General features: G+C 64.3%; 19 protein-coding genes. 14 read left to right on the forward strand and 5 right to left on the reverse strand.

Translation table 11 applies throughout. The features are described 5' to 3' along the window. Nucleotides 1-2: 2 nt before the first annotated feature. On the reverse strand, nt 3-1,259 hold the full coding sequence (locus HX815_RS24460; RefSeq protein ID WP_177029011.1) for an OprD family porin: 1,257 nt from the start codon (nt 1,257-1,259) through the stop codon (nt 3-5). Between the two features lie 212 nt (nt 1,260-1,471). On the opposite strand from HX815_RS24460, the gene hpaR reads away from it, so the two are divergent. The 13 genes from hpaR to gspD all read left to right on the forward strand — a co-directional run bounded on the left by hpaR (nt 1,472) and on the right by gspD (nt 14,552). Then, nucleotides 1,472-1,894 (forward strand): homoprotocatechuate degradation operon regulator HpaR, encoded by a 423-nt coding sequence (gene hpaR / locus HX815_RS24465; protein WP_008437189.1) that lies wholly within the window; start codon nt 1,472-1,474, stop codon nt 1,892-1,894. Between the two features lie 88 nt (nt 1,895-1,982). Continuing rightward, nucleotides 1,983-4,373, forward strand: a complete 2,391-nt coding sequence (locus HX815_RS24470; protein WP_177029012.1) for a TonB-dependent receptor — start codon at nt 1,983-1,985, stop codon at nt 4,371-4,373. A gap of 371 nt (nt 4,374-4,744) precedes the next feature. Continuing rightward, on the forward strand, nt 4,745-6,439 hold the full coding sequence (gene gspE / locus HX815_RS24475) for a type II secretion system ATPase GspE (protein ID WP_177029019.1): 1,695 nt from the start codon (nt 4,745-4,747) through the stop codon (nt 6,437-6,439). Beyond that, nucleotides 6,436-7,638 (forward strand): type II secretion system inner membrane protein GspF, encoded by a 1,203-nt coding sequence (gspF, locus tag HX815_RS24480; RefSeq protein ID WP_177029013.1) that lies wholly within the window; start codon nt 6,436-6,438, stop codon nt 7,636-7,638. Before gspE ends, gspF begins: the two co-directional genes overlap by 4 nt. A gap of 20 nt (nt 7,639-7,658) precedes the next feature. After that, nucleotides 7,659-8,084 carry a type II secretion system major pseudopilin GspG gene (gspG, locus tag HX815_RS24485; protein WP_003209911.1) on the forward strand — a complete coding sequence of 142 codons (426 nt, stop codon included), beginning with the start codon at nt 7,659-7,661 and terminating at the stop codon, nt 8,082-8,084. Beyond that, complete coding sequence (locus HX815_RS24490) at nt 8,084-8,515, forward strand: type II secretion system protein (protein WP_003209913.1); 432 nt, start codon at nt 8,084-8,086, stop codon at nt 8,513-8,515. The genes gspG and HX815_RS24490 overlap by 1 nt, the downstream gene beginning before the upstream one ends. After that, nucleotides 8,512-8,880, forward strand: a complete 369-nt coding sequence (locus tag HX815_RS24495) for a type II secretion system protein (RefSeq protein ID WP_008437204.1) — start codon at nt 8,512-8,514, stop codon at nt 8,878-8,880. Before HX815_RS24490 ends, HX815_RS24495 begins: the two co-directional genes overlap by 4 nt. After that, nucleotides 8,877-9,494 (forward strand): prepilin-type N-terminal cleavage/methylation domain-containing protein, encoded by a 618-nt coding sequence (locus tag HX815_RS24500; protein ID WP_003209916.1) that lies wholly within the window; start codon nt 8,877-8,879, stop codon nt 9,492-9,494. The genes HX815_RS24495 and HX815_RS24500 overlap by 4 nt, the downstream gene beginning before the upstream one ends. Next, complete coding sequence (locus tag HX815_RS24505) at nt 9,491-10,213, forward strand: general secretion pathway protein GspK (protein ID WP_177009916.1); 723 nt, start codon at nt 9,491-9,493, stop codon at nt 10,211-10,213. Before HX815_RS24500 ends, HX815_RS24505 begins: the two co-directional genes overlap by 4 nt. After that, entirely contained in the window at nt 10,210-11,250 is a 1,041-nt protein-coding gene (locus HX815_RS24510) for a PilN domain-containing protein (RefSeq protein WP_177029014.1), read from the forward strand. Before HX815_RS24505 ends, HX815_RS24510 begins: the two co-directional genes overlap by 4 nt. Beyond that, nucleotides 11,225-11,836, forward strand: coding sequence for a type II secretion system protein GspM (gspM, locus tag HX815_RS24515; RefSeq protein WP_023659000.1), 612 nt, complete (start codon nt 11,225-11,227; stop codon nt 11,834-11,836). Before HX815_RS24510 ends, gspM begins: the two co-directional genes overlap by 26 nt. Further along, nucleotides 11,833-12,357 (forward strand): general secretion pathway protein GspN, encoded by a 525-nt coding sequence (locus tag HX815_RS24520; protein WP_177029015.1) that lies wholly within the window; start codon nt 11,833-11,835, stop codon nt 12,355-12,357. Before gspM ends, HX815_RS24520 begins: the two co-directional genes overlap by 4 nt. Continuing rightward, the gene (gene gspD, locus HX815_RS24525; protein ID WP_177029016.1) at nt 12,354-14,552 is read left to right on the forward strand and encodes a type II secretion system secretin GspD; all 2,199 of its coding nucleotides are present in this window, start codon (nt 12,354-12,356) and stop codon (nt 14,550-14,552) included. Before HX815_RS24520 ends, gspD begins: the two co-directional genes overlap by 4 nt. A gap of 8 nt (nt 14,553-14,560) precedes the next feature. Here gspD and HX815_RS24530 read toward each other — a convergent pair whose 3' ends face one another. From HX815_RS24530 to HX815_RS24545, 4 genes are all read right to left on the reverse strand, one after another. Then, nucleotides 14,561-15,223 carry an RraA family protein gene (locus HX815_RS24530; RefSeq protein ID WP_102368634.1) on the reverse strand — a complete coding sequence of 221 codons (663 nt, stop codon included), beginning with the start codon at nt 15,221-15,223 and terminating at the stop codon, nt 14,561-14,563. Between the two features lie 26 nt (nt 15,224-15,249). Further along, nucleotides 15,250-16,587 carry an MFS transporter gene (locus HX815_RS24535; RefSeq protein ID WP_023658999.1) on the reverse strand — a complete coding sequence of 446 codons (1,338 nt, stop codon included), beginning with the start codon at nt 16,585-16,587 and terminating at the stop codon, nt 15,250-15,252. 103 nt (nt 16,588-16,690) lie between these two features. Continuing rightward, nucleotides 16,691-17,914 carry a pyridoxal phosphate-dependent aminotransferase gene (locus HX815_RS24540; RefSeq protein ID WP_177029017.1) on the reverse strand — a complete coding sequence of 408 codons (1,224 nt, stop codon included), beginning with the start codon at nt 17,912-17,914 and terminating at the stop codon, nt 16,691-16,693. After that, nucleotides 17,911-18,567, reverse strand: a complete 657-nt coding sequence (locus HX815_RS24545; RefSeq protein WP_177029018.1) for an RraA family protein — start codon at nt 18,565-18,567, stop codon at nt 17,911-17,913. Before HX815_RS24545 ends, HX815_RS24540 begins: the two co-directional genes overlap by 4 nt. A gap of 104 nt (nt 18,568-18,671) precedes the next feature. Between HX815_RS24545 and HX815_RS24550 the strand changes: the two genes are divergently transcribed. Further along, the gene (locus tag HX815_RS24550) at nt 18,672-19,556 is read left to right on the forward strand and encodes a LysR family transcriptional regulator (RefSeq protein WP_076016066.1); all 885 of its coding nucleotides are present in this window, start codon (nt 18,672-18,674) and stop codon (nt 19,554-19,556) included. The last annotated feature ends 247 nt before the right edge of the window (nt 19,557-19,803 follow it).

The following is a 19,803-nucleotide window of genomic DNA, read 5'->3' on the forward strand; positions in this document are numbered from 1 at the left end:
CGTTACCACAGGGCTACGGTGTAGCCGATGATCACCCGGCTTTCGTCGATGTCGCTGGTCAGGCCGTTGCTTGAGCGCAGGGTCGCATTGCGCAGGCGCACGTTGACGTTCTTCAGCGGGCCGCTCTGCACGGTGTAGACCAGGTCGGTGTCGCGCTCCCATTCCCGGCCGTTGCGCACCGTGGCGGTTTGCGCGTGGCTGCCGTCGACGTAGCGGGTCATGAAGGTCAGGCCCGGCAGGCCGAGGGCGGCGAAGTTGTAGTCGTAGCGCGCCTGCCAGGCATCGGTGTTGGCCTTGGTGAAGATATTGATTGTCACCAGGTTGACCGAATACGGATCTTGCCCCGGGAAGGCAAAGTCGCCGTCGCCGGAAAGGCTCTGAAAGCCCAGGCCGAATTTGTGTGCGCCCACCGACAAACTGAACATGCCGTTGAAAAAGCGGTTGTCGATCCGCCCGCCGTCGACCCGCGAAGCGCTGCGCAGCAGGGCGCTGCCTTGCTCGCGGGTGTCGAAGTAGCGCAGGTCGGTGCGCAGGTTCACGCCCTGGGCCAGCGGCAGGTCATGCACCAGGCCGATGAAATTCTGGCGGTAGATGTCCTGCATCTGCGCGTAGTAATAGGTCGCGGCCAGGTGCGGGTTGATCGCGTAGGTGCCGCCGGCGAGGTCCAGGTGGCTGCTGTTGACGCCGCCGTAGCTCATGGACTCGTTGTTGGAGGAGTCCCGCAGGTTCTGTTTTTCCAGGCGGCCGACGTTCAGGGTCAGGCCGTCGATGTCCTGGGAGGTCACCAGTTCACCGTTGTAGGTCGACGGCAGCAGCCGGGTGTCGTTATAGGCGGCCACCGGCAACAGCGGTTGCAGGGTGCCGAGCTTGAGCACGGTCTTCGACAGGCGCAGCTTGGCGGTCAGGCCGAGTTCGCTGTAGCTGTCGGCCGGCTCGCCGCTGGCGCCAGACGGCAACAGCCCGGTGCCCCGGCGGTCGCGGCTGGAGTCGAGCTTCAGGCCCATTTCACCCAGGGCGTCCACGCCAAACCCGACCACGCCTTCGGTATAGCCCGACTCCAGGCGCAGCACAAAACCTTGCGCCCATTCGTCTGCCTTGTTCTGTGGCGCGTTGGCCTGGCGAAAGTCGCGGTTCATGTAGAAATTGCGCAGGTCCAGGCTGGCCTTGCTGTCCTGGATGAAGTCGGCGTGGGCGACCAGAGGGCTAAACGCGGCGCACAGGCCAGCGCTTGCCGCCGTGCGAAAGAGGCACGAATGCATGAGGGGCGTTCCTTTTGTTGTTTTTGTTGGTAGAGCCCGCCACCAGGGCAGGGGCGGGCATATTGTTAACATGTTATCTTTAAGCTGAATAGCTGGATTAACAGGTTTTTATGAATTCGTTTCGAAATTAACGACTTGCTGCGTGCGTCGGGTTGCGCACGCGGGACACCGACTCTAAGCTTCGTCGCTTCGACCTCTATTGCGCGTGAACCATGCCCACCCCCAGACCGTCCCTTACGCTCACCTTGCTCCAGGCCCGCGAAGCGACCATGGCGTTCTTCCGGCCGTTGCTCAATGAACATGACCTGACCGAACAGCAGTGGCGGGTGATCCGCATCCTGCGCCAGCAAGGCGAACTCGAAAGCCACCAACTGGCGCACCTCGCATGCATCCTCAAGCCGAGCATGACCGGCGTACTGGGGCGGCTGGAGCGTGACGGCATCGTGCGCCGGCGCAAATCCGCCGAAGACCAGCGCCGGGTGTTCGTCGCCCTGACCGAACAGGGCCAGCAGTGTTTCGTCGACATGAGCGCCGGGATGGAAAGCAATTACCTGAAGATTCAGGAGCAGTTCGGCGAGGAATCCCTGGAGCAATTGATGGAGCTGCTCCAGAAGCTCAAAGGCATCAAACCGTAATAATCAAAAAATAGTGGCTGAAGCCTGTCCCTTTTTTTCACGTGACTGGTCATTCCAGGTAAGTGAACAAAATCGAGAGCTTCTTCCAATGCCCGCAATACGCCCGTTGCTGAACCTCAGCCTCATGCTGAGCCTGAGTGCCAGCCCGTTGTTCGTTCCCATCAGCTATGCCGAAGACGGTGCGTCCCGGCGCAGCTACCAGGTGCCGGCCGGCAGCCTGAGTGCCGCGCTGACCCGTTTCGCCGGGCTGGCCGGGGTCAACCTCTCGGTGGACCCGGCGCTGGTCAGCGGCCGCAACAGCAGCGGGTTGTCCGGCGAATACGGCGTCGAAGAAGGTTTCGCGCGCCTGCTCCAGGGCTCCGGCCTGCAACTGCAGCCCATGGGCGAGCAGGCCTATAGGCTGACCCCGGTTCCCGAAGGCGGCAGCCTGCAACTGGCGCCCACCTCGATTCTCGGCGCCACCGGCGATGCCGGCAGCGAGTCCTTTGCTGGTGGCCAGGTGGCGCGCCGTGGCTCCCAGGGCCTGCTGGGCTCGAAGGACTTCATGGATACCCCGTTCAGCATGACCACCTACACCAGCGCGGCGGTCAAGAACCAACAGGCGCGTACCCTTGGCGACCTGATTGCCAGCGACCCCTCGGTGCGCGCCACCAACCCGGCCGGCGGGCGCTATGAGCAATTCACCATTCGCGGCTTCAGCCTGTTCAACAGTGATGTCGCCTACAACGGCCTCTATGGCGTATTGCCGACCTACACCATCGACATGGAAATGGCCGAGCGCGTCGACATCATCAAAGGCCCCAGCCAGTTGATCAACGGCATCTCGCCACGGGGCAGCGTGGGCGGCGGGATCAACGTGGTGCCCAAGCGTGCCACCGACACACCCATCACCTCGCTCACCGGCAGTTGGGCCTCCGACAGCCAGGCGGGCGGAGCCGTGGATATCGGCCGGCGTTTTGGTGAAGACAACCAGTTCGGCCTGCGTTTCAACGGCGTGAAACAGTCCGGCGACACCGCCTGGGATCACCAGAGTGTCGACCGCGAAATGGCCGTGCTGGGCCTGGATTTTCGCAGTGAACGCCTGCGACTTTCCACCGACATCGGCCGCACCGAGCGCGATACCGACGCCCCCCAGGAACGTGTGCAAGTCGGGCCCAAAGCCAGGGTGCCGAGTGCCAACGACGTACGCCACAACTACGCGCAGCCCTGGAGCAAGGCAAGCACCAACGACACCTTCGGCACGGTCAACGGCGAGTTTGATCTCAGCGACAACCTAATGCTCTACGGCGGCGTCGGTGCGCGCAAAAGCAACCATGACTTCCTGCGCCATGCAGTGTCGGTGGCCAACAACGCCGGTGATTTCAGCGTGCAGCCCCGCGACTTCACCCGCGATGAAAACGTGCGCACCGCCACGGCGGGCGTGCGCAACTGGTTCCATACCGGCCCGGTGAGCCATGAGGTCAACCTGGCGGCCAGCTACTTCTACATGGACTTCGAAAACGGCGGCGCGCGATATGCGCAGGGTTCAAGCAATATCTACAACCCTGTTGAAACCCCCGCGCCTGGCCGGCCAACGCGATTTGACTCGAAGGTCTACACCGAAAACCGTTTCAGCGGTGTGGCGTTGTCCGACACCCTGGGTTTTTTCGACGACCGGTTGCTGCTGACCCTCGGTGCGCGCTGGCAGCGGGTCAAGGTCGACGACTGGACCGATGACGTCAAAGGCGACACCGCCTACGACGAGGAAAAAATTTCACCGTCCGGCGGCATCCTGTTCAAGGCCACCGACAAGCTCTCGTTGTACGCCAACTACATGGAAGGCCTGAGCCAGGGCAAGGTCGCGCCGTCGGCGTCGGTCAACGATGACGAAATCTTCCCACCGTTCATCAGCCGTCAGGTCGAAGTCGGCGCCAAGTACGACGCCGGTGCGTTCGCGGTGACGGCCGCTGTATTCAGGATCAAGCAGCCGGCCTACGAGACCAACGCCACCACGCTGGTCTTCGGCCCCAATGGCAAGCGCCAGAACGATGGCGTGGAACTCAGCGTGTTCGGCGAGCCGCTCAAGGGTTTCCGCCTGCTGGGCGGGGTGATGTACATCGACAGCGAACTGACGCACACCACCAACGGCACCTACGACGGCAACCGCGCGCCGGCCACGCCCAAGTACAACGTCAACCTGGGCGCGGAGTGGGACGTGCCGACTGTTGAAGGCCTGACCCTGACCAGCCGCGGGATCTATTCCAGCTCGCAGTACCTGGACCAGTCCAACGTCAAGGAAATCGACGCCTGGACCCGGCTTGATGTCGGCGCACGCTACGCCTTCAAGGTCGACGACAAGCACATCACCCTGCGGGCCAATGTCGAGAACGTGGCCAACCGGCGCTATTGGAGTTCGGCCGGTGCCTCGGATGACAGCGAGCCGGGGTTGACCTTGTCGACGCCGCGCACGTATTTGCTGTCGGCGACCGTCGACTTCTAGCGGCAATCGCGCCACAGGGAAGTGGCACTCTTGTGCAGTTCAAAATTAAACGACGAGAAGTTCAATGATTAGTGCTGTTGCAGCGGGCTGGCTATTTGCAATCGTGAACTAAGCATCAATATGTTAGTCGATGTGTTTAACAAGATTTTATGAATTGTGGCGAACTAATGGCCTTGGTCAGTAGTTCTAAAAGGCCATGATTTGCCACGGCTGTCCTGCACATCGCTTGTGTGCAGGGTCTTGATCTTGTTCAAGGCGCCGCTGGGACTAGTTGTTGTTTCTGCACCCTTGGAAACAGCCTCTTCAACTAGTTGTTCAGAATGGTGCAGATGTCTCAACCGATACCGTCAATGCCCATCGATGCATGCCGAATGCAGATTCCGGATGCCGAACAAGTGTGCGCGTGGCTGATGCGAAAAGCCGGTCTGAAAACCGTCGACCTGGAACGTGCTCGACGGTTATCCCAGGAATCCGACGACCCCGAACTGCTCGGCCTGCTGACGCGCCTGGGGCTGGTTTCCGAAGTGGAACTGGCGCGGGCCTGGGCCGATTTGCTCGGCGCGCCGTTGCTGCTGGCGGACGCCGCACCGCCCGTGCTCGACCCGCTGCCGGCGCTGACCGAACGCTTCATGCGCCATTACCAGGTGGTGCCGGTGGGCTGGAGCCACGGTGGTGTGCGGGTGTTGGCGGCCAACCCGGCGCTGCTGTATCCGTTCCAGGCCCTGGCGTACGCGTGCGGCGTGCCGGTGTGGCTGGCGGTCGGGCCGCGCAACGAAGTCGAAACCCTGATCGAGCGTTACTACGGCCAGGGCCGTTCCGCCATGGGCACCCTGATCGAAAACCTCGATGAACAGGGCGGCGCCCTGGAAGACATCGAACACCTCAAGGACATGGCCTCCGAAGCCCCGGTGATTCGCCTGGTCAACCTGATCCTGCAACGGGCCGTGGAGCACCGCGCCTCGGACATCCATATCGAACCCTTTGAAAACCAGCTCAAGGTGCGCTACCGCATCGACGGTGTGCTGCATGAAGCCGAAGCGCCGCCGGCGAGTTCCTCGGCGGCGGTGATTTCCCGGGTCAAGATCATGGCGCGCCTCGACATCGCCGAGCGCCGCCTGCCGCAGGACGGCCGGATCATGTTGCGCATCCAGGGCAAGGAACTGGACCTGCGGGTATCCACGGTGCCCACCAGTTTTGGCGAGTCGGTGGTGATGCGCCTGCTGGACCGCCAGACCGTGCAGTTCGATTTCCAGAGCCTGGGCTTTGATGGCCAGCGCCTGGCAACCTTTCTTGAAGTGCTCGAGCGGCCCCACGGCATCCTGCTGGTCACCGGGCCCACCGGCTCGGGTAAAACCACCACGCTCTATACCGCGTTGTCGCGGCTCAATACCGCCGAGCGCAAGATCATCACTGTCGAAGACCCGGTGGAATACCAGCTGGAAGGCATCAACCAGATCCAGGTCAAACCGGCCATTGGGCTGGACTTCGCCGGCGCGCTGCGCTCCATCGTGCGCCAGGACCCGGACGTGATCATGATCGGTGAGATCCGCGACCTCGAAACCTGCCGCATCGCCATCCAGTCCTCCCTGACCGGCCACCTGGTGCTCTCGACCCTGCACACCAACAGTGCCGCAGCAAGTATCACGCGCCTGCTGGACATGGGGGTGGAGAGCTACCTGATCGCCTCGACCGTCAATGGCATCCTCGCCCAGCGCCTGGTGCGCCGCCTCGACCCGGCGACCCGCGAGGCGTTCGAAGCCCCGCCGGAGCTGATCGAGGAACACGGCCTCGACCGCTTCACCGAGCAGCGCCCGATCCTGCTTTACCGGCCTCGCGCCAACGCCGCCGGCGGCGGTTACCACGGCCGCAGTGCAATCACCGAATTGCTGGTGATGAATGACGAACTGCGCAGCTTGTTGATGCGCCAGGCCGACGCCGCGACCCTCGAACAGGCCGCCCGCCGTGGTGGCTTGCGCACCCTGCATGAAGAAGGCCTGCGCCAGGCGGTGGCCGGTGTCACGTCCCTTGAAGAAGTGTTGCGCGTCACCCGTGGAGAGGGCGCGTGAGCCTGTTCAAATACCGCGCCCTGGACAGCCAGGGCGTCGCGCAGAACGGCACCCTCGAAGCGAAGGACCAGGCCGCCGCCGTCGCTGCGCTGCACAAACGTGGCCTGCTGCTGTTGCACATCGATGCCGCCGGTGCCCAAGGGCTGCGCAATACCTTCGGGCGCGGCCAGTTGAATGGCGCGGCGCTGGTCAGTTTTACCCAGCAACTGGCCACCCTGCTGGGCGCGGGCCAACCGCTGGAGCGCTCGCTGGGCATCCTGCTCAAGCAGCCCGGCCAGCCGCAGACCCGAGCGCTGATCGAACGTATCCGCGAGCACGTCAAGGCCGGCAAGCCATTGTCGGCAGCGCTGGAAGAGGAGGGCAGCCAGTTTTCGCCGCTGTACCTGAGCATGGTGCGTGCCGGTGAGGCGGGCGGTGCGCTGGAGAACACCCTGCGCCAACTCAGTGACTACCTGGAACGCAGCCAGTTATTGAGAGGCGAGGTGATCAACGCGCTGATCTATCCCGCCTTCCTGGTGGTGGGCGTGCTCGGTTCCCTGGCGCTGTTGCTGGCTTACGTGGTGCCGCAGTTTGTGCCGATCTTCAAAGATCTGGGCGTGCCGATTCCGTTGATCACCGAAGTGATCCTGGGCCTTGGGCAGTTCCTCGGCGCCTATGGCCTGGCGGTTTTTGCCGGGTTGATCGTGACGGTCTGGGCCCTGGCGGCACGCCTGCGCAACCCACGACACCGCGAGCAGTACGACCGGCGCGTGCTGGGTATCCGCGTTATCGGCCCGCTGTTGCAGCGGGTCGAAGCCGCACGCCTGGCACGCACCCTCGGCACCTTGCTGAGCAACGGCGTGGCGCTGCTGCAAGCGCTGGTGATCGCCCGCCAGGTCTGCACCAACCGTGCCTTGCAGGCACAAGTGGCCCAGGCCGCCGAGTCAGTGAAAGGCGGCGGCACCCTGGCCAGTGCATTTGGCAGCCAACCGCTGCTGCCGGACCTGGCCCTGCAAATGATTGAAGTCGGCGAACAGGCCGGTGAACTGGACAGCATGCTGCTCAAGGTCGCCGACGTGTTCGACGTCGAAGCCAAGCGCGGCATCGACCGCCTGCTCGCCGCCCTGGTGCCGTCCCTGACGGTGGTCATGGCGGTGCTGGTGGCGGTGATCATGCTCGCGATCATGCTGCCGCTGATGAGCCTGACCAGCAATATATGAAGACCCAAGGAAGCAAGCCGATGCGCCATACCCGTTTCAAACCCGCCCGCCGCCAAGGCGGTTTCACCTTGCTGGAAATGCTCGCGGTGATTGTGTTGCTGGGCATCGTCGCGACCATCGTGGTGCGCCAGGTGGGCGGCAACGTCGACAAGGGCAAATACGGCGCGGGCAAGGCGCAACTGGCCAGCCTGAGCATGAAGATCGAGAGCTACGGCCTGGACGTCGGCTCGCCACCCAAGACCCTCCAGCAATTGGTCGACAAGCCCGGCAACACCGCCGGCTGGGCCGGACCGTACGCCAAGCCCTCAGACCTCAAGGACCCGTTCGGCCATGCCTTCGGCTATCGCTTCCCCGGTGAACATGGCGCCTTCGACCTGATCTTCTACGGTCAGGACGGCCAGCCCGGCGGCGAAGGCTACAGCGCCGACCTGGGCAACTGGGAATAATGCCGGCCCTCCAACGCGGCTTTACCCTGCTGGAGATGCTGGTGGTGATCGTGTTGATCAGCATCGCGGCCGGGTTGGTGGGATTTGGCCTGCAACAAGGCCTGCGGGTAGCGAAAGAGCGCCAGGTGGTCGGGCAGATGGTGGATGCCCTGCGCAGCACACGGGCACGGGCGATTGTCAGCGGCAGGTCGGCCAAGACCGTCTTCGACTTGGCCCGGCTGAGCTTTCAGGCGCCGGGGCAACCCATCAAGCACTGGCCGGCCGATCTGCAAGTGACCCTGCACACCGCCGAACACGCAGGCGCTGCGGTGGAGTTTTACCCCGACGGCAGCTCTACCGGCGGCAACCTGTTATTGGCCAATGGCACGCGACGCTGGCGCATCGACGTCGGCTGGCTGACCGGCAGCGTGCAGTCCAGGGCATTGCCATGAAGCGTCAGTCGGGTTTCACCTTGCTGGAAATGCTCGCAGCGCTGACCCTCATGGCGATCTGCAGCACGGTGTTGCTGGTCGCGTTCGGCCAAAGCGCGCGCTCGTTGTTGCAGGTGGCCCACAGCGACCGCCTGACCCATACCGCGTTGAGCGTGATGGATCAGGAGGCGTCGGGGCCCCTGGCCAGTGGCGTGCGCGAGGGCGAGCTGGACGGCATTGCCTGGCAACTGCGCGTCGCCCAGCAGCCCACCCGCATCGGTCAGCCACATTTGTTTCGCCTCGATCTCAGCGTCAGCGAAGGTCCGCGCCGCGCAAATTTCAGTACCTTGAAACTGCGCGCCAGCCGCGACGGGAGCCTCCAGTGAAGCAGCAGCGGGGCTTCACGTTGCTCGAAATCATGATCGTGCTCAGCCTGCTGGGCGTGTTGTTGGCCCTGGTGGGCGGCGCGCTCCTGGGAGCCAACCGTGCAGTACTCAAGGCGCAGCGCTACACCGTCAGCCTGGATGAAAGTCGCGCCGCGCAACAGTTCCTGCGCACTTCCATCAGCGAGGCGCTGCCCCTGGACGTGACCGAGGACGACAGCCAGACCAACGGCTTTTTTGTCGGCGCTCCCCAGCGCCTGCAATACGTCGCGACCTTGCCGGGCGTGCTCGGCGGCGGTATCCAGCGTTTCACCTTGCAGTTGACCGAGCGCGAGTTGCAGGTGGCGTTCGCACGGTTTGAGTCCAATGCCCAAGTGAGCGTGCCGGCCACCCGCAGCGAACCGCAGGTGTTGCTGAAGAACGTCGAGGATCTGCAATTCAGCTATCGCGGCCTGTCGCCCAAGGGCCAGGCCACCGGTTGGATCAGTGACTGGCCGTGGACCAAACGCCTGCCTTATGCGGTACGCATTGCAGCACAAGTCAACGGACCGGTGCCGTGGGTCACCCAAGTGGTTGCCCTGCGGCTGAACCTCTCTAGCGGAGCATCAGGCGAATGAAGCGTCAGCGCGGCGTTGCATTGCTGCTGGTGCTGTGGGTACTGGCGTTGCTCAGCTTGCTGCTGGGCGGCCTGGCCGGTTGGGTACAACTGGAAAGCCGCCAGGCCCTGTGGCATCGCCAGCATACCCAGGCGCTGCTGGCGGCGGAGGCGGGCGTGGCGTTGGCCATGCAGGCCCTGGCCGACCCGCTGCAACGCAAGCAATGGATCGCCGACGGCCGCGAAATGCCCCTGGTATTTGATGACGCACAGCTTCACGTGAGCCTGCACAGCGAGCGCGGCAAGCTGTATTTGAACAGCGCCGAGGCCGCTGATTTTGCCCGCCTGGCCCTGGCGTGCGGTGCCACCCAGGCCCAGGCCAGCCGGCTCGCCAGGGACCTGGAAATGCGGCGCAACGCAGGCCTGGCGCCGTTCCGCGTGGTGGAGGAAGTGCGGCAATTGCCCGGCATGACCCAGGCGCTGTACAGCCGGCTGGCCCCGGAAATCAGTTTGTGGAGCGGCCTGGACCGGCCCGATCCCGCTTTCGCCAGCCCATTGATGCGCCAGGCGCTGAACCTGCCCCGGCAGAGCGCAGTAGGGGCCGACCCCGGTGACGTGCTGGTGATCGACAGCCGCGCACAACGCCCCGGCGGTTACCACGCCCGGTTACGAACCACGGTTTTATTGAGCCCATCGGAGGGAAGCGCACAACCTTATCGGGTGCTGCGTTGGCAAGAATGAATCCATACCTTTCGGCGCCAGTGGCGCGCCTTCAACAGCTGGCCGAACCGCTCACCCGGCGCTGGCGCGGCAGCTTGCTGCAAGTGGGCTGGCGCCTGTGGCTCAAGGAGCTGCGTGGCTGCCTGCCGGCGTGGCTGTCGGTCCGTGACATCCCCGAGCACCGCTACCACTGGCCGTTGACCGGGCCGGTGGCAAAACCTGCCGACGAGGTGCGCCAGGTGCTGGTGCTCGCGCCCTCGGCGGTGTTGCTGCAAACCCTGCAACTGCCCCTGGCGGCCGCGCGCAACCTGTCGACCGTGGTGGGTTATGAGCTGGACCGCTTTACCCCGTTCGAGGCTGAACAGTTGTACTTCGTGGCCCGCCAGGAACGGCGCACCGCCACGCATGTGCAGGTGACCCTGGTGGCCATCCTGCGGGAGCGCCTGGATCAAATCCTGTTGGACTGCGCTGCTCTCGGCTTGCAGCCCCATGCGGTGGATGTGGACGGGCCAATGGGCATCGACCTGCTGCCGGCGCCGTTGCGCCCACGCCAGCGGCCGGCCGGGAAGGGCTTGCAACGCAGCCTGCCCTGGCTGTGCGGCGCCTTGCTGGTTGCCGCGATGCTGCTGTGGCTCAACGACCGCCAGCGGGTGCTCGACGTCATGCAGGCGCAGGTGCAACAGCAGAAAGCCCAGGTCGCCGAGGTCCAGAGCCTGCGCCAGCAACTGCTTAACACCCGTGGCGCCGCGCAATACCTGATTCGCCGCAAGTCGGCACAACCGCCATTGGCGGCGCTGCTCAACGAACTGACCGCCTGCCTGCCCGCCGATACCTGGCTCGACCAGTTGGACGTCAACAACGGCGCCGACGTGTCCTTCTCCGGGCAGAGCGCCAAGGCGAGTGCCCTGATCACTCGGATCAAGGCGTGCCACAGCCTGGAAAACCCCCAGTTCGAAGGGGTGATCCAACCCGATGCGCAAACCGGCAAGGATCAGTTTTCCCTGCGCGCCCACTTGCACCAAGAGGCCGCCGATGCGCCGACCACTGACACCCCGTGAGCGTCGCGGCGCCGCCTTGCTGGTCCTGGCGCTGGTGCTGGGCGGCGGTTACTGGCTGCTGATCGACAGCTGGTTCGCCGGGCCATTGCGTGCCATGGGCGAGCAGGCCGAACAGCTGCGCGAACAACAGCAACGCTATGCGGGCCTGCTGCACCAGGGCGCCGCCTTGCGTGAGCAACTGGAGCAAGCCCGCCAGGACCCGGCCAGCAGCACCAGCCTGTTGCCGGGGGATGACCCCAGCGCCGTGGCGGCGGACCTGATGCAGCGCATCGCCGACCTGATCAACAGCCGCGCCGGCCTCGGCGGCGGCTGCAGCCTGACCCAGCGCATGCCCATCACCCCGGAGCAGGACGACACCGAGCCCTATCGCCAGGTCAAAGTCAGCCTGACCCTCAACTGCGCCATCGAACCCCTGACCGCGATCCTGCATGAGCTGGAGTACCAGCGACCGTTCCTGTTCGTGGATGAAATGAGCGTCCGTCGCGGGCCGAATGCCCCCGCCAGCGGCGGTGCCGGAAAGCTGGTGGTGCACCTGTTGGTGCGCGGTTATCTGCAACCGGCAGCCGCCACGCAGGCCCGCCGATGATCAATTCATTGCGCGCCCTCGAGTGGGTGTTGCTCGGTGTGGCCGGGCTGCTGGGCCTGCTGATGGTGGGTATCCTGAGCAGCATCGGCGATGCGCCGCAGTGGCTGGATGAGCCTGCCTCCACCGCGCGCGCCAATGCTTCGGCCAAGGTTCACGTGGCCCCGAGTGCGACCCTGGAAAGCCTTGCCGGCACCTGGCAGGCGCCGCTGTTCAGCCCCGACCGCAGCCCCGATGCTGCCGTTGGCCAGGCCGAGATTTCCAGCCTGTCGAGCCTGAAGCTGACCGGCGTGCTGCTCGACGGCGACCTGCGCGTCGCGCTGCTCAAGCGTGACGAGGGCCCGCCGCTCAAGGTCCACCAAGGCCAGACTCTGCCCAACGGCTGGCGCCTGGAACACCTGACACCGCTGCACGCCCGTTTTGTGCTGGATGGCCGCACGCAAACCCTGAGCCTCAGCGTTCCGCGTTTGCCGCCGCCGTCCACCACACCACCGATTTCCCTTCCTCACGAGCCCGCCCCTTGATCGATACTTCCCCTAGCGCCTTGCGCACCAGCGTGTTTTGCCTGGCCACCGCCGTCGCCTTGGGCGGCTGTGGGTCATTCCCCGATCACCTCGACCCGGACGATGCCTTGCTTCACGAGGCGATGCAGGGCACCGGTTCGCAACGGCCGCCCGTGGACCCGGCCAGCGAGTCGCCTGCGGCCGACAGCCGCCAACCCCAGGCGCCTACGCCGCCCCAGCGCCAGTTGATTCGCGGTAACCAGCAGTTCGTGCGCCAGCCCGCACCTGCGCCGGCGGTCAAGGATGAAGCCAGCGGCGACATCGTGTTCAACTTCGCCGACCAGCCGATTGAGGCGGTGATCAACAGCGTCATGGGCGACCTGCTGCACGAGAACTACAGCATCGCCCAGGGTGTGAAAGGCAACGTAAGCTTCTCCACCTCAAAGCCGGTGAACAAGAAACAGGCGCTGTCGATCCTCGAAACCCTGTTGTCCTGGACCGATAACGCGATGATCCGCCAGGGCCAGCGCTACGTGATCCTGCCCGCCAACCAGGCGGTGGCGGGCAAGCTGGTGCCGGAAATGAGCGTGTCGCAACCCTCCAGCGGACTCTCCGCACGGCTGTTTCCGCTGCGCTATATCTCGGCCACGGAAATGCAGAAACTGCTCAAGCCGTTCGCCCGGGAAAACGCATTCCTGCTGGTGGACCCGGCACGCAACGTGCTGAGCCTGGCCGGTACGCCGGATGAGTTGGCCAACTATCAGGACACCATCGACACCTTCGACGTCGATTGGCTCAAGGGCATGTCGGTGGGGGTGTTCGGTTTGCAACGGGCCTCGGTGGCCGAGTTGATGCCCGAGCTGCAAAAAATGTTCGGCCCCGACAGCGGCATGCCCCTGGCGGGCATGGTGCGCTTCCTGCCCATCGAGCGGACCAATTCGGTGGTGGCGATCTCGTCCCAGCCGCAGTACCTCAGCGAAGTTGGCGACTGGATTCACACCATCGATGAGGGCGGCGGCAACGAGCCGCAGATGTACGTCTACGACGTGCGCAACATGAAGGCCACGGACCTCGCCAAATACCTGCGGCAGATCTACGGCACCGGCGCGATCAAGGACGATGCGCCGGCCCAGGTGGCGCCGGGGCTGCGCACGGCGACCTTGTCGTCACTCAACACCAGCGGCGGCACCTCGGGTGGCTTGAACAACAGCAGCAATAGCCCGCCCGTCAGTGACGATGAGGACCAGGCCCCGGCCGCCAGCGAAGACGGTGAAAATGCAGAGCCGGGCGCTGCCAAAAGCCTCGACGCCGGCACCCGGATCACCGCGCAAAAAAGCAGTAACCAGTTGCTGGTACGCACCCGACCGGTGCAGTGGAAGGAGATCGAATCGGCGATCAAGCGCCTCGACAACCCGCCGCTGCAAGTGCAGATCGAGACGCGCATCCTCGAAGTCAAACTCACCGGCGAACTGGACCTAGGGGTGCAATGGTACCTGGGCCGCCTGGCGGGCAACTCCACCAGCACCACGGTAGCCAATACCCCTGGCAGCCAGGGCGCCCTGGGCGGCGGCGGTGCGGGATTGGGCGCGGATTCGCTGTTCTATTCCTTCGTCAGCTCCAACCTGCAAGTGGCCTTGCACGCCCTGGAAACCAACGGCCGCACCCAGGTGCTGTCGGCGCCATCGCTGGTGGTGATGAACAACCAGCCGGCGCAGATCCAGGTGGGGGACAACATCCCCATCAGCCAGACCACGGTCAACACCGGCAACGCCGACAGCACCTTGAGCAGCGTCGAATACGTGCAGACCGGGGTGATCCTCGACGTGGTGCCGCGGATCAACCCGGGCGGCCTGGTGTACATGGACATCCAGCAACAGGTCAGCGACGCCGAGAACCAAACCACCAACAGCAGCGACACACCCAACAACCCGCGTATCTCCACGCGCTCGGTGTCGACCCAGGTGGCGGTGCAAAGCGGCCAGACCGTGTTGCTCGGCGGGCTGATCAAGCAGGACAACGCCGAGAACGTCAGCGCCGTGCCGTACCTGGGGAAAATCCCCGGGCTGCGCTGGTTGTTTGGCAACACCAGCAAGTCCAGGGATCGCACCGAGTTGATCGTGCTGATCACGCCGAAGGTGATCACCAGCAGCGGTCAGGCGCGGCAGGTGACGGATGACTACCGCCAGCAGATGCAGCTGTTGCGACCGGCCAACTGAAGGACCTTTCAGCCCTTGCGTTGCAGGGTGTGATAACCCAGCGCCGCCCGTGCTTCACGCAGGGATTTGCCTTCATCGAGCAGCGTCCGGATACGCGCTTCCACCGCTTCAATCGAGCGTGCACAGGCTGCCACTTCATGGGCCCGCTCGCGCGGCACGATCACCACGCCATTGGCGTCGGCGACCACGATGTCCCGGGCGCACACCCGGGCCTGGCCGATGGACACCGGCTGGTTTACTGCTTCCACTTCAACCCGGTCCTTGCCCGTGCGCATGAACCGGCCCTTGGTGAACAGCGGGTAGCCGTCGCCCAGGGCCTTGCTCACGTCGCGGCACACGCCATCGATCACCGTCGCGGCGATCCGCTGGCTGCCGGCGTACTGGGTCATGATGTCGCCCCACACCGTGCAGTCGGTGCGTCCGTCATTGTCGATCACCACCACATCGCCTTCGGCCACGTCATCGATAAAGTCGCCTACGGTGCCCGGCGGGGTGCTGGCGCTGACGTAGCGCACCGTGAAGGCCGGGCCGACCACCACCTGGCGATAGTTGTCCAGGGGCATGATTCCCAGGCATTGGCCGGGCAGGCCTAGCTTGTCCAGGGCGTCGGACACGCCCGGGGTGTCCAGGCCGGCAAACAGGGCAACCAATTCTTGGTCTTGGGGTGACATGGATAACTCCTCGTGGTGGTGACAAATCAGGTCGGGTGGCTGGAGGCCGGGCGGGGCTCGGCAATGGTCAGCAAAATGATGAAGCTGATGAACGAGCCGATCGCCAGCCAGGCAAATACGTAGTTCCAGCCGTAGTTGTCCAGCAGCAGGCCGGTGATGAAGGGCGTGGCGGCGGCGCCCAACTGGCCGATCATGTTCACGATGGCGTTGGAGATCGGGAAGGTCTTCTTGGTGGTCAGGCCCATCGGGTAGACCATGTAGGACGAGAAGCCGAGGCTCAGCACCACGCCGGTCAGCATCAGCAGCAAGCCGTAGGGCAGGGGCTCGGCCGGTGAGTTGATCAGCAGGTACATCATCAACGAGGTGCCGACCGCCGACAGCAACATGCCCGGCTTGCGGCGCCCGCCCATCAGGCGGTCCGAGCAGAAACCTCCCAGCAGGTTGCCCAGCACCGCGCCCACCCAGGGCGCTGCCGAGACCAGGCCCATGTTCATGATCGAAAACTGCTTGACGGTCATCAGGTAGGTGGGAATCCACGCCAGCAGCACGCTGGAGACACCGAGCTGGAAGCAGTAGCTGGTGGCGCACCCCCAGATATTCCATGAGGTGAAAACCTGACGGTTGGTTTCCAGGGGCTTTTCATCGCGGGTGCGGATCACCCGGTCGAGCTTTTTCACCCACGCCGGCGTCTTGTGCACACGGGCGGTCTGGGCGATTGCGGTGTCTTCGACGATGTATTGAAGTTCGGCCTGGTTGACGAAGCGGCTGCGGGACGGATGGTCGGTGACCAGGAAGTACCAGACCACCGCCAGCACGATGCCCGGGATCGCAAAGAAGTAGAAAATTTCGCGCCAGCCCCATACCGAAATGATCACGGCACACAGCGGCGGCACGATCACCGGTCCGAACTTCACGGCCGACAGAAAGATCCCCGACGCGGTGCCTTTTTCCCGTGCCGGAAACCAGTTATTGATGGTGGTGGTCATGCTGATGGGCAGCGGGCCTTCGGCGATGCCCAGGCCCAGGCGGTAGAGTTTCAGCGCCAGCAGTGAGCTGGCGGTGCCTACCAGGCCGGTCAGCAACGAGGTCAGCACCATGGCCCCCGGCAGGATCCGGCTGACGCCAAAGCGCCCGAAGGCAAAGCCCGACGGCAGTTGTGCCAGGGCGTAAGCCAGCAGGAACAGGCTGACCAGGCCACCGGCCTGGGCGTTGCTCATTGCAAATTCCTGGCGAATGAACGGCAGCGCCACGCCGAGGTTGGCCCGGTCGGCGGCGGCCACGGTGTAGATCAGGAAAATCAGCGCAGCAACCACCCAGCGGTATTGGCTGCGCACAGCGGGTTTTATGACTTCAGGCATAGACATGGGGGCGGACCTTGTTGTTGTGAGTGTTGTCCTGTTCGGCCTTAATCTTAAGAAGGGGCGCACGCCACCATTAGCGATATTTATCTATGTGAACTCATCACTTTTATTCTTCTGCCAGCAAGCTGCTGCAGAAGCCGCGGATTGCCTCGCACGCCTGGCGCAACGACTTGTCATCCAGGGCATAGGCGATGCGGATGTACGGCCCCAGGCCAAAGGCGCTGCCATGCACCACGGCTACATTGGCCTCATCCAGCAGCGCCAGGGCCACGTCTTCATCGCTGCGCAGCAGCCGCCCGCCCGCCGAGGTGCGCCCGATCAGCGCGGCGCATGAGGCGAACGCGTAGAACGCGCCGGCGGGGCTGATGCACGTCAGGCCTGGCGTGTCGTTCAGCAACTGGACCATCAAGTCCCGGCGCGCCTGGAACACCCGGCGGCTGTCGCGGATGAAATCCCTGGGGCCTTCCAGTGCAGCGAGGGCCGCCTGTTGCGAGATCGAACAGGCGCCGGAGGTCTGCTGGCCCTGGAGTTTTTCCATGGCCTCCAGCAGCCAGCGTGGGCCGGTGGCGAAACCGATGCGCCAGCCGGTCATGGCGTAGGCCTTGGACACGCCGTTCATGGTCAATGTGCGTGGTGCCAAACGCGGCTCAACCTGGGCCAGGGTATGAAAGGCCTGGCCGTCGAAGATCAGGTGCTCGTAAATGTCATCGGCCAGGATCAGCACCTGCGGGTGGGCCAGCAGCACCTCGGCGAGTGCCCGCAAGTCGTCTTGGCTGTACACCGCACCGGTGGGGTTGGACGGTGAGTTGAGGATCAGCCAGCGCGTCTGCGGGGTCATTGCAGCGGCCAGGGCCTCGGGTGTCAGCTTGAAACCGCTGTCGGCATCACAGGTGACGATGCGCGCTTCGCCGCCGCACAGTTGCACCATCTCCGGGTAACTGACCCAGTACGGCGCGGGCACGATCACCTCGTCGCCTTCATTGAGGGTGGCTGCCAGGGCGTTGTAGATCACCTGCTTGCCGCCGTTGCACACGAGGGTGTCCTGCCAGGACACGTCCAGGCCGTTTTCGCGCCGGAACTTCGCCGCCACCGCCTCCCGCAGGGCCCGCGCACCGGCCACCTGGGTGTAGCGGGTATGCCCGGTTTCAATGGCCTGGATCGCGGCTTCGCGGATATGCGCCGGGGTGTCGAAATCCGGTTCGCCGGCGCACAGCGAGATAATCTGCGCGCCTTGCGCCCGGCGTTCGGCGACGCGGTCCATGATGCGATAGGTGGCAGACGGTTGTGCGCTGGCCAGGCGCTGGTTCAGCCGCTGGATATCGGCGCTCATCGGTTGATCGCCTCAAACTGTGCGTCGTGCATCACCTCGACCACAGAGCGCCCGCTGCGCACGGCCTGCACCATGCCGTCCTGGCGGCGGGCAATGCGCTCGCCCAGGTCCAGGACCTTTTCGATCACCGCCTGGGCCACGAATACCGTGCCGCAGGTATCGGCAATCACGTAGTCGTCCTCGCTGACGCTTACGCCAGCAACGCTGAGGGGCACGCCGGCGTCGAGCTGCACCACGCGGTTGCGCGCGCTGATCATGGTCACGCCGCGTCCGAACACCGGATAGCCGATGGCTTCGCTGCCGTCGATATCGCGGCTGAAACCATCAATCACCGTACCGCGTATGTGTTTGCGCAACGCCGCGTTGGCGATGATGTCGCCCCAGCAGGAAATGCCCTCGATACCGCCGGCAATCACCAGCACCCGGTCGTCTGTCGCGACCTGTTCGATCACCGGGGTGATCAAGTGCACGGTCGGGGCGATGTCGGACTTGGGGCCGAGCAGTACGGTACTGGCGCGGCCAACGATCTTCGGGCAGTTCCACAATGGGCGCAGGCCCACGGTGGCGCCGGGCAGGCCGAGGAAGTCGAGGGCGTCGGACACGGTGTTGGTGTCCAGTGCGGCCAGGCGGTCGAGCAAACGGTCAGGGGTCATGGGCAAGCCTCGGGTGACGGAGGCGGCCAGTGTCAGGCAGTGACTATGATAGGTATATTACGAAGTACAGAAGCCTTGCATACGCTTAACCTATGGATAAGACCATGATCAACTTTCGCCTGATTCGTCACCTCTGGTTGTTCCTGGCCGTGGCTGAAGAGCAGAACTTTGGCCGTGCGGCCAAGCGCCTCGGCATGTCCCAGCCACCGCTGAGCGAGCAGATCCAGGTGCTGGAGCAGGCGCTCAAGGTCAAGCTGTTCGACCGCTCCCGACGGGGGGCCAAGCTGACTCCGGTGGGCGCGGCGATCCTGCCGGCGGTGCGCAAGTTCGCCGAGCAGCTGGAGCGCCTGGAACTCGCCGTGGAAGAAGCGGTGGCGGGGCAGTCGGGGATGTTGACCATCGGCGCGATTTCCACGGCGATGTTTGATGTGCTGCCGGGGTTGATCGAGCAACTGAAGCTTGATTACCCGCAGCTCACGGTGTCGGTGCGGGAAATCGACAGCGTCGAGGCGTTGCCGGCGCTGGAGGCCGGGGATATCGACCTGGCGTTTGCCCGGCTGGATGGTGACCTTGGGGCTTCGGTGCAGTCATTGCCGCTGACGGAGGACCGGCTGGTGGTGGCGTTGCCGGCGGATCACCCGTTGGCGAGTCGTACGCGGATCAGTTTGTCGAGCCTGGCGAATGAGCCGTTGGTGATGTTTTCGCGCAACGTCAGTCCGGTGTATTTCGACAATTTGATCGCTACCTGTCGTGCCAGCGGGTTTTCGCCTCGGGTGCTGCATGAAGTGCGGTCGGTGGCTTCGCAGATCGCGTTTGTCAGCTATGGGCAGGGCATTGCGTTGGTGCCGGCGTCGTTGAAGAAGCTGGCGCCGGCTAATGTGGTGTTTCGTGGGTTGAGTCAGAAACTCAATGTGGTGACTACGGCCGTCGCGTGGAATACCCAGCGGCCGAACCCGGTGGTGGAGGCGGTGATTGCGCGGTTTCGCTAGGGGTTGGGGTTGAGTACATATCCGTTATTTAGGTAACGGCGGCTTATGGTTCCGCTCTTACAGCGGGTCACTTTTGGCAAACGCCCGGAATGCCGGCCCAGCCAAAAGTAACCAAAAGGTCTTTGCCCCACCACTCGGTGCCTCGCCTAGGCTCGGCATGCCCGCACTCCGGCCCGGTTCCGCGGGCCGCCGCGACGGGCCATCCATGGCCCGGCGCGGCTAAATCGGCATCCTTGCCGGTTTACCC

This window comes from Pseudomonas sp. E6002 (assembly GCF_013385565.1).
In the GTDB taxonomy this organism is placed as follows: domain Bacteria; phylum Pseudomonadota; class Gammaproteobacteria; order Pseudomonadales; family Pseudomonadaceae; genus Aquipseudomonas.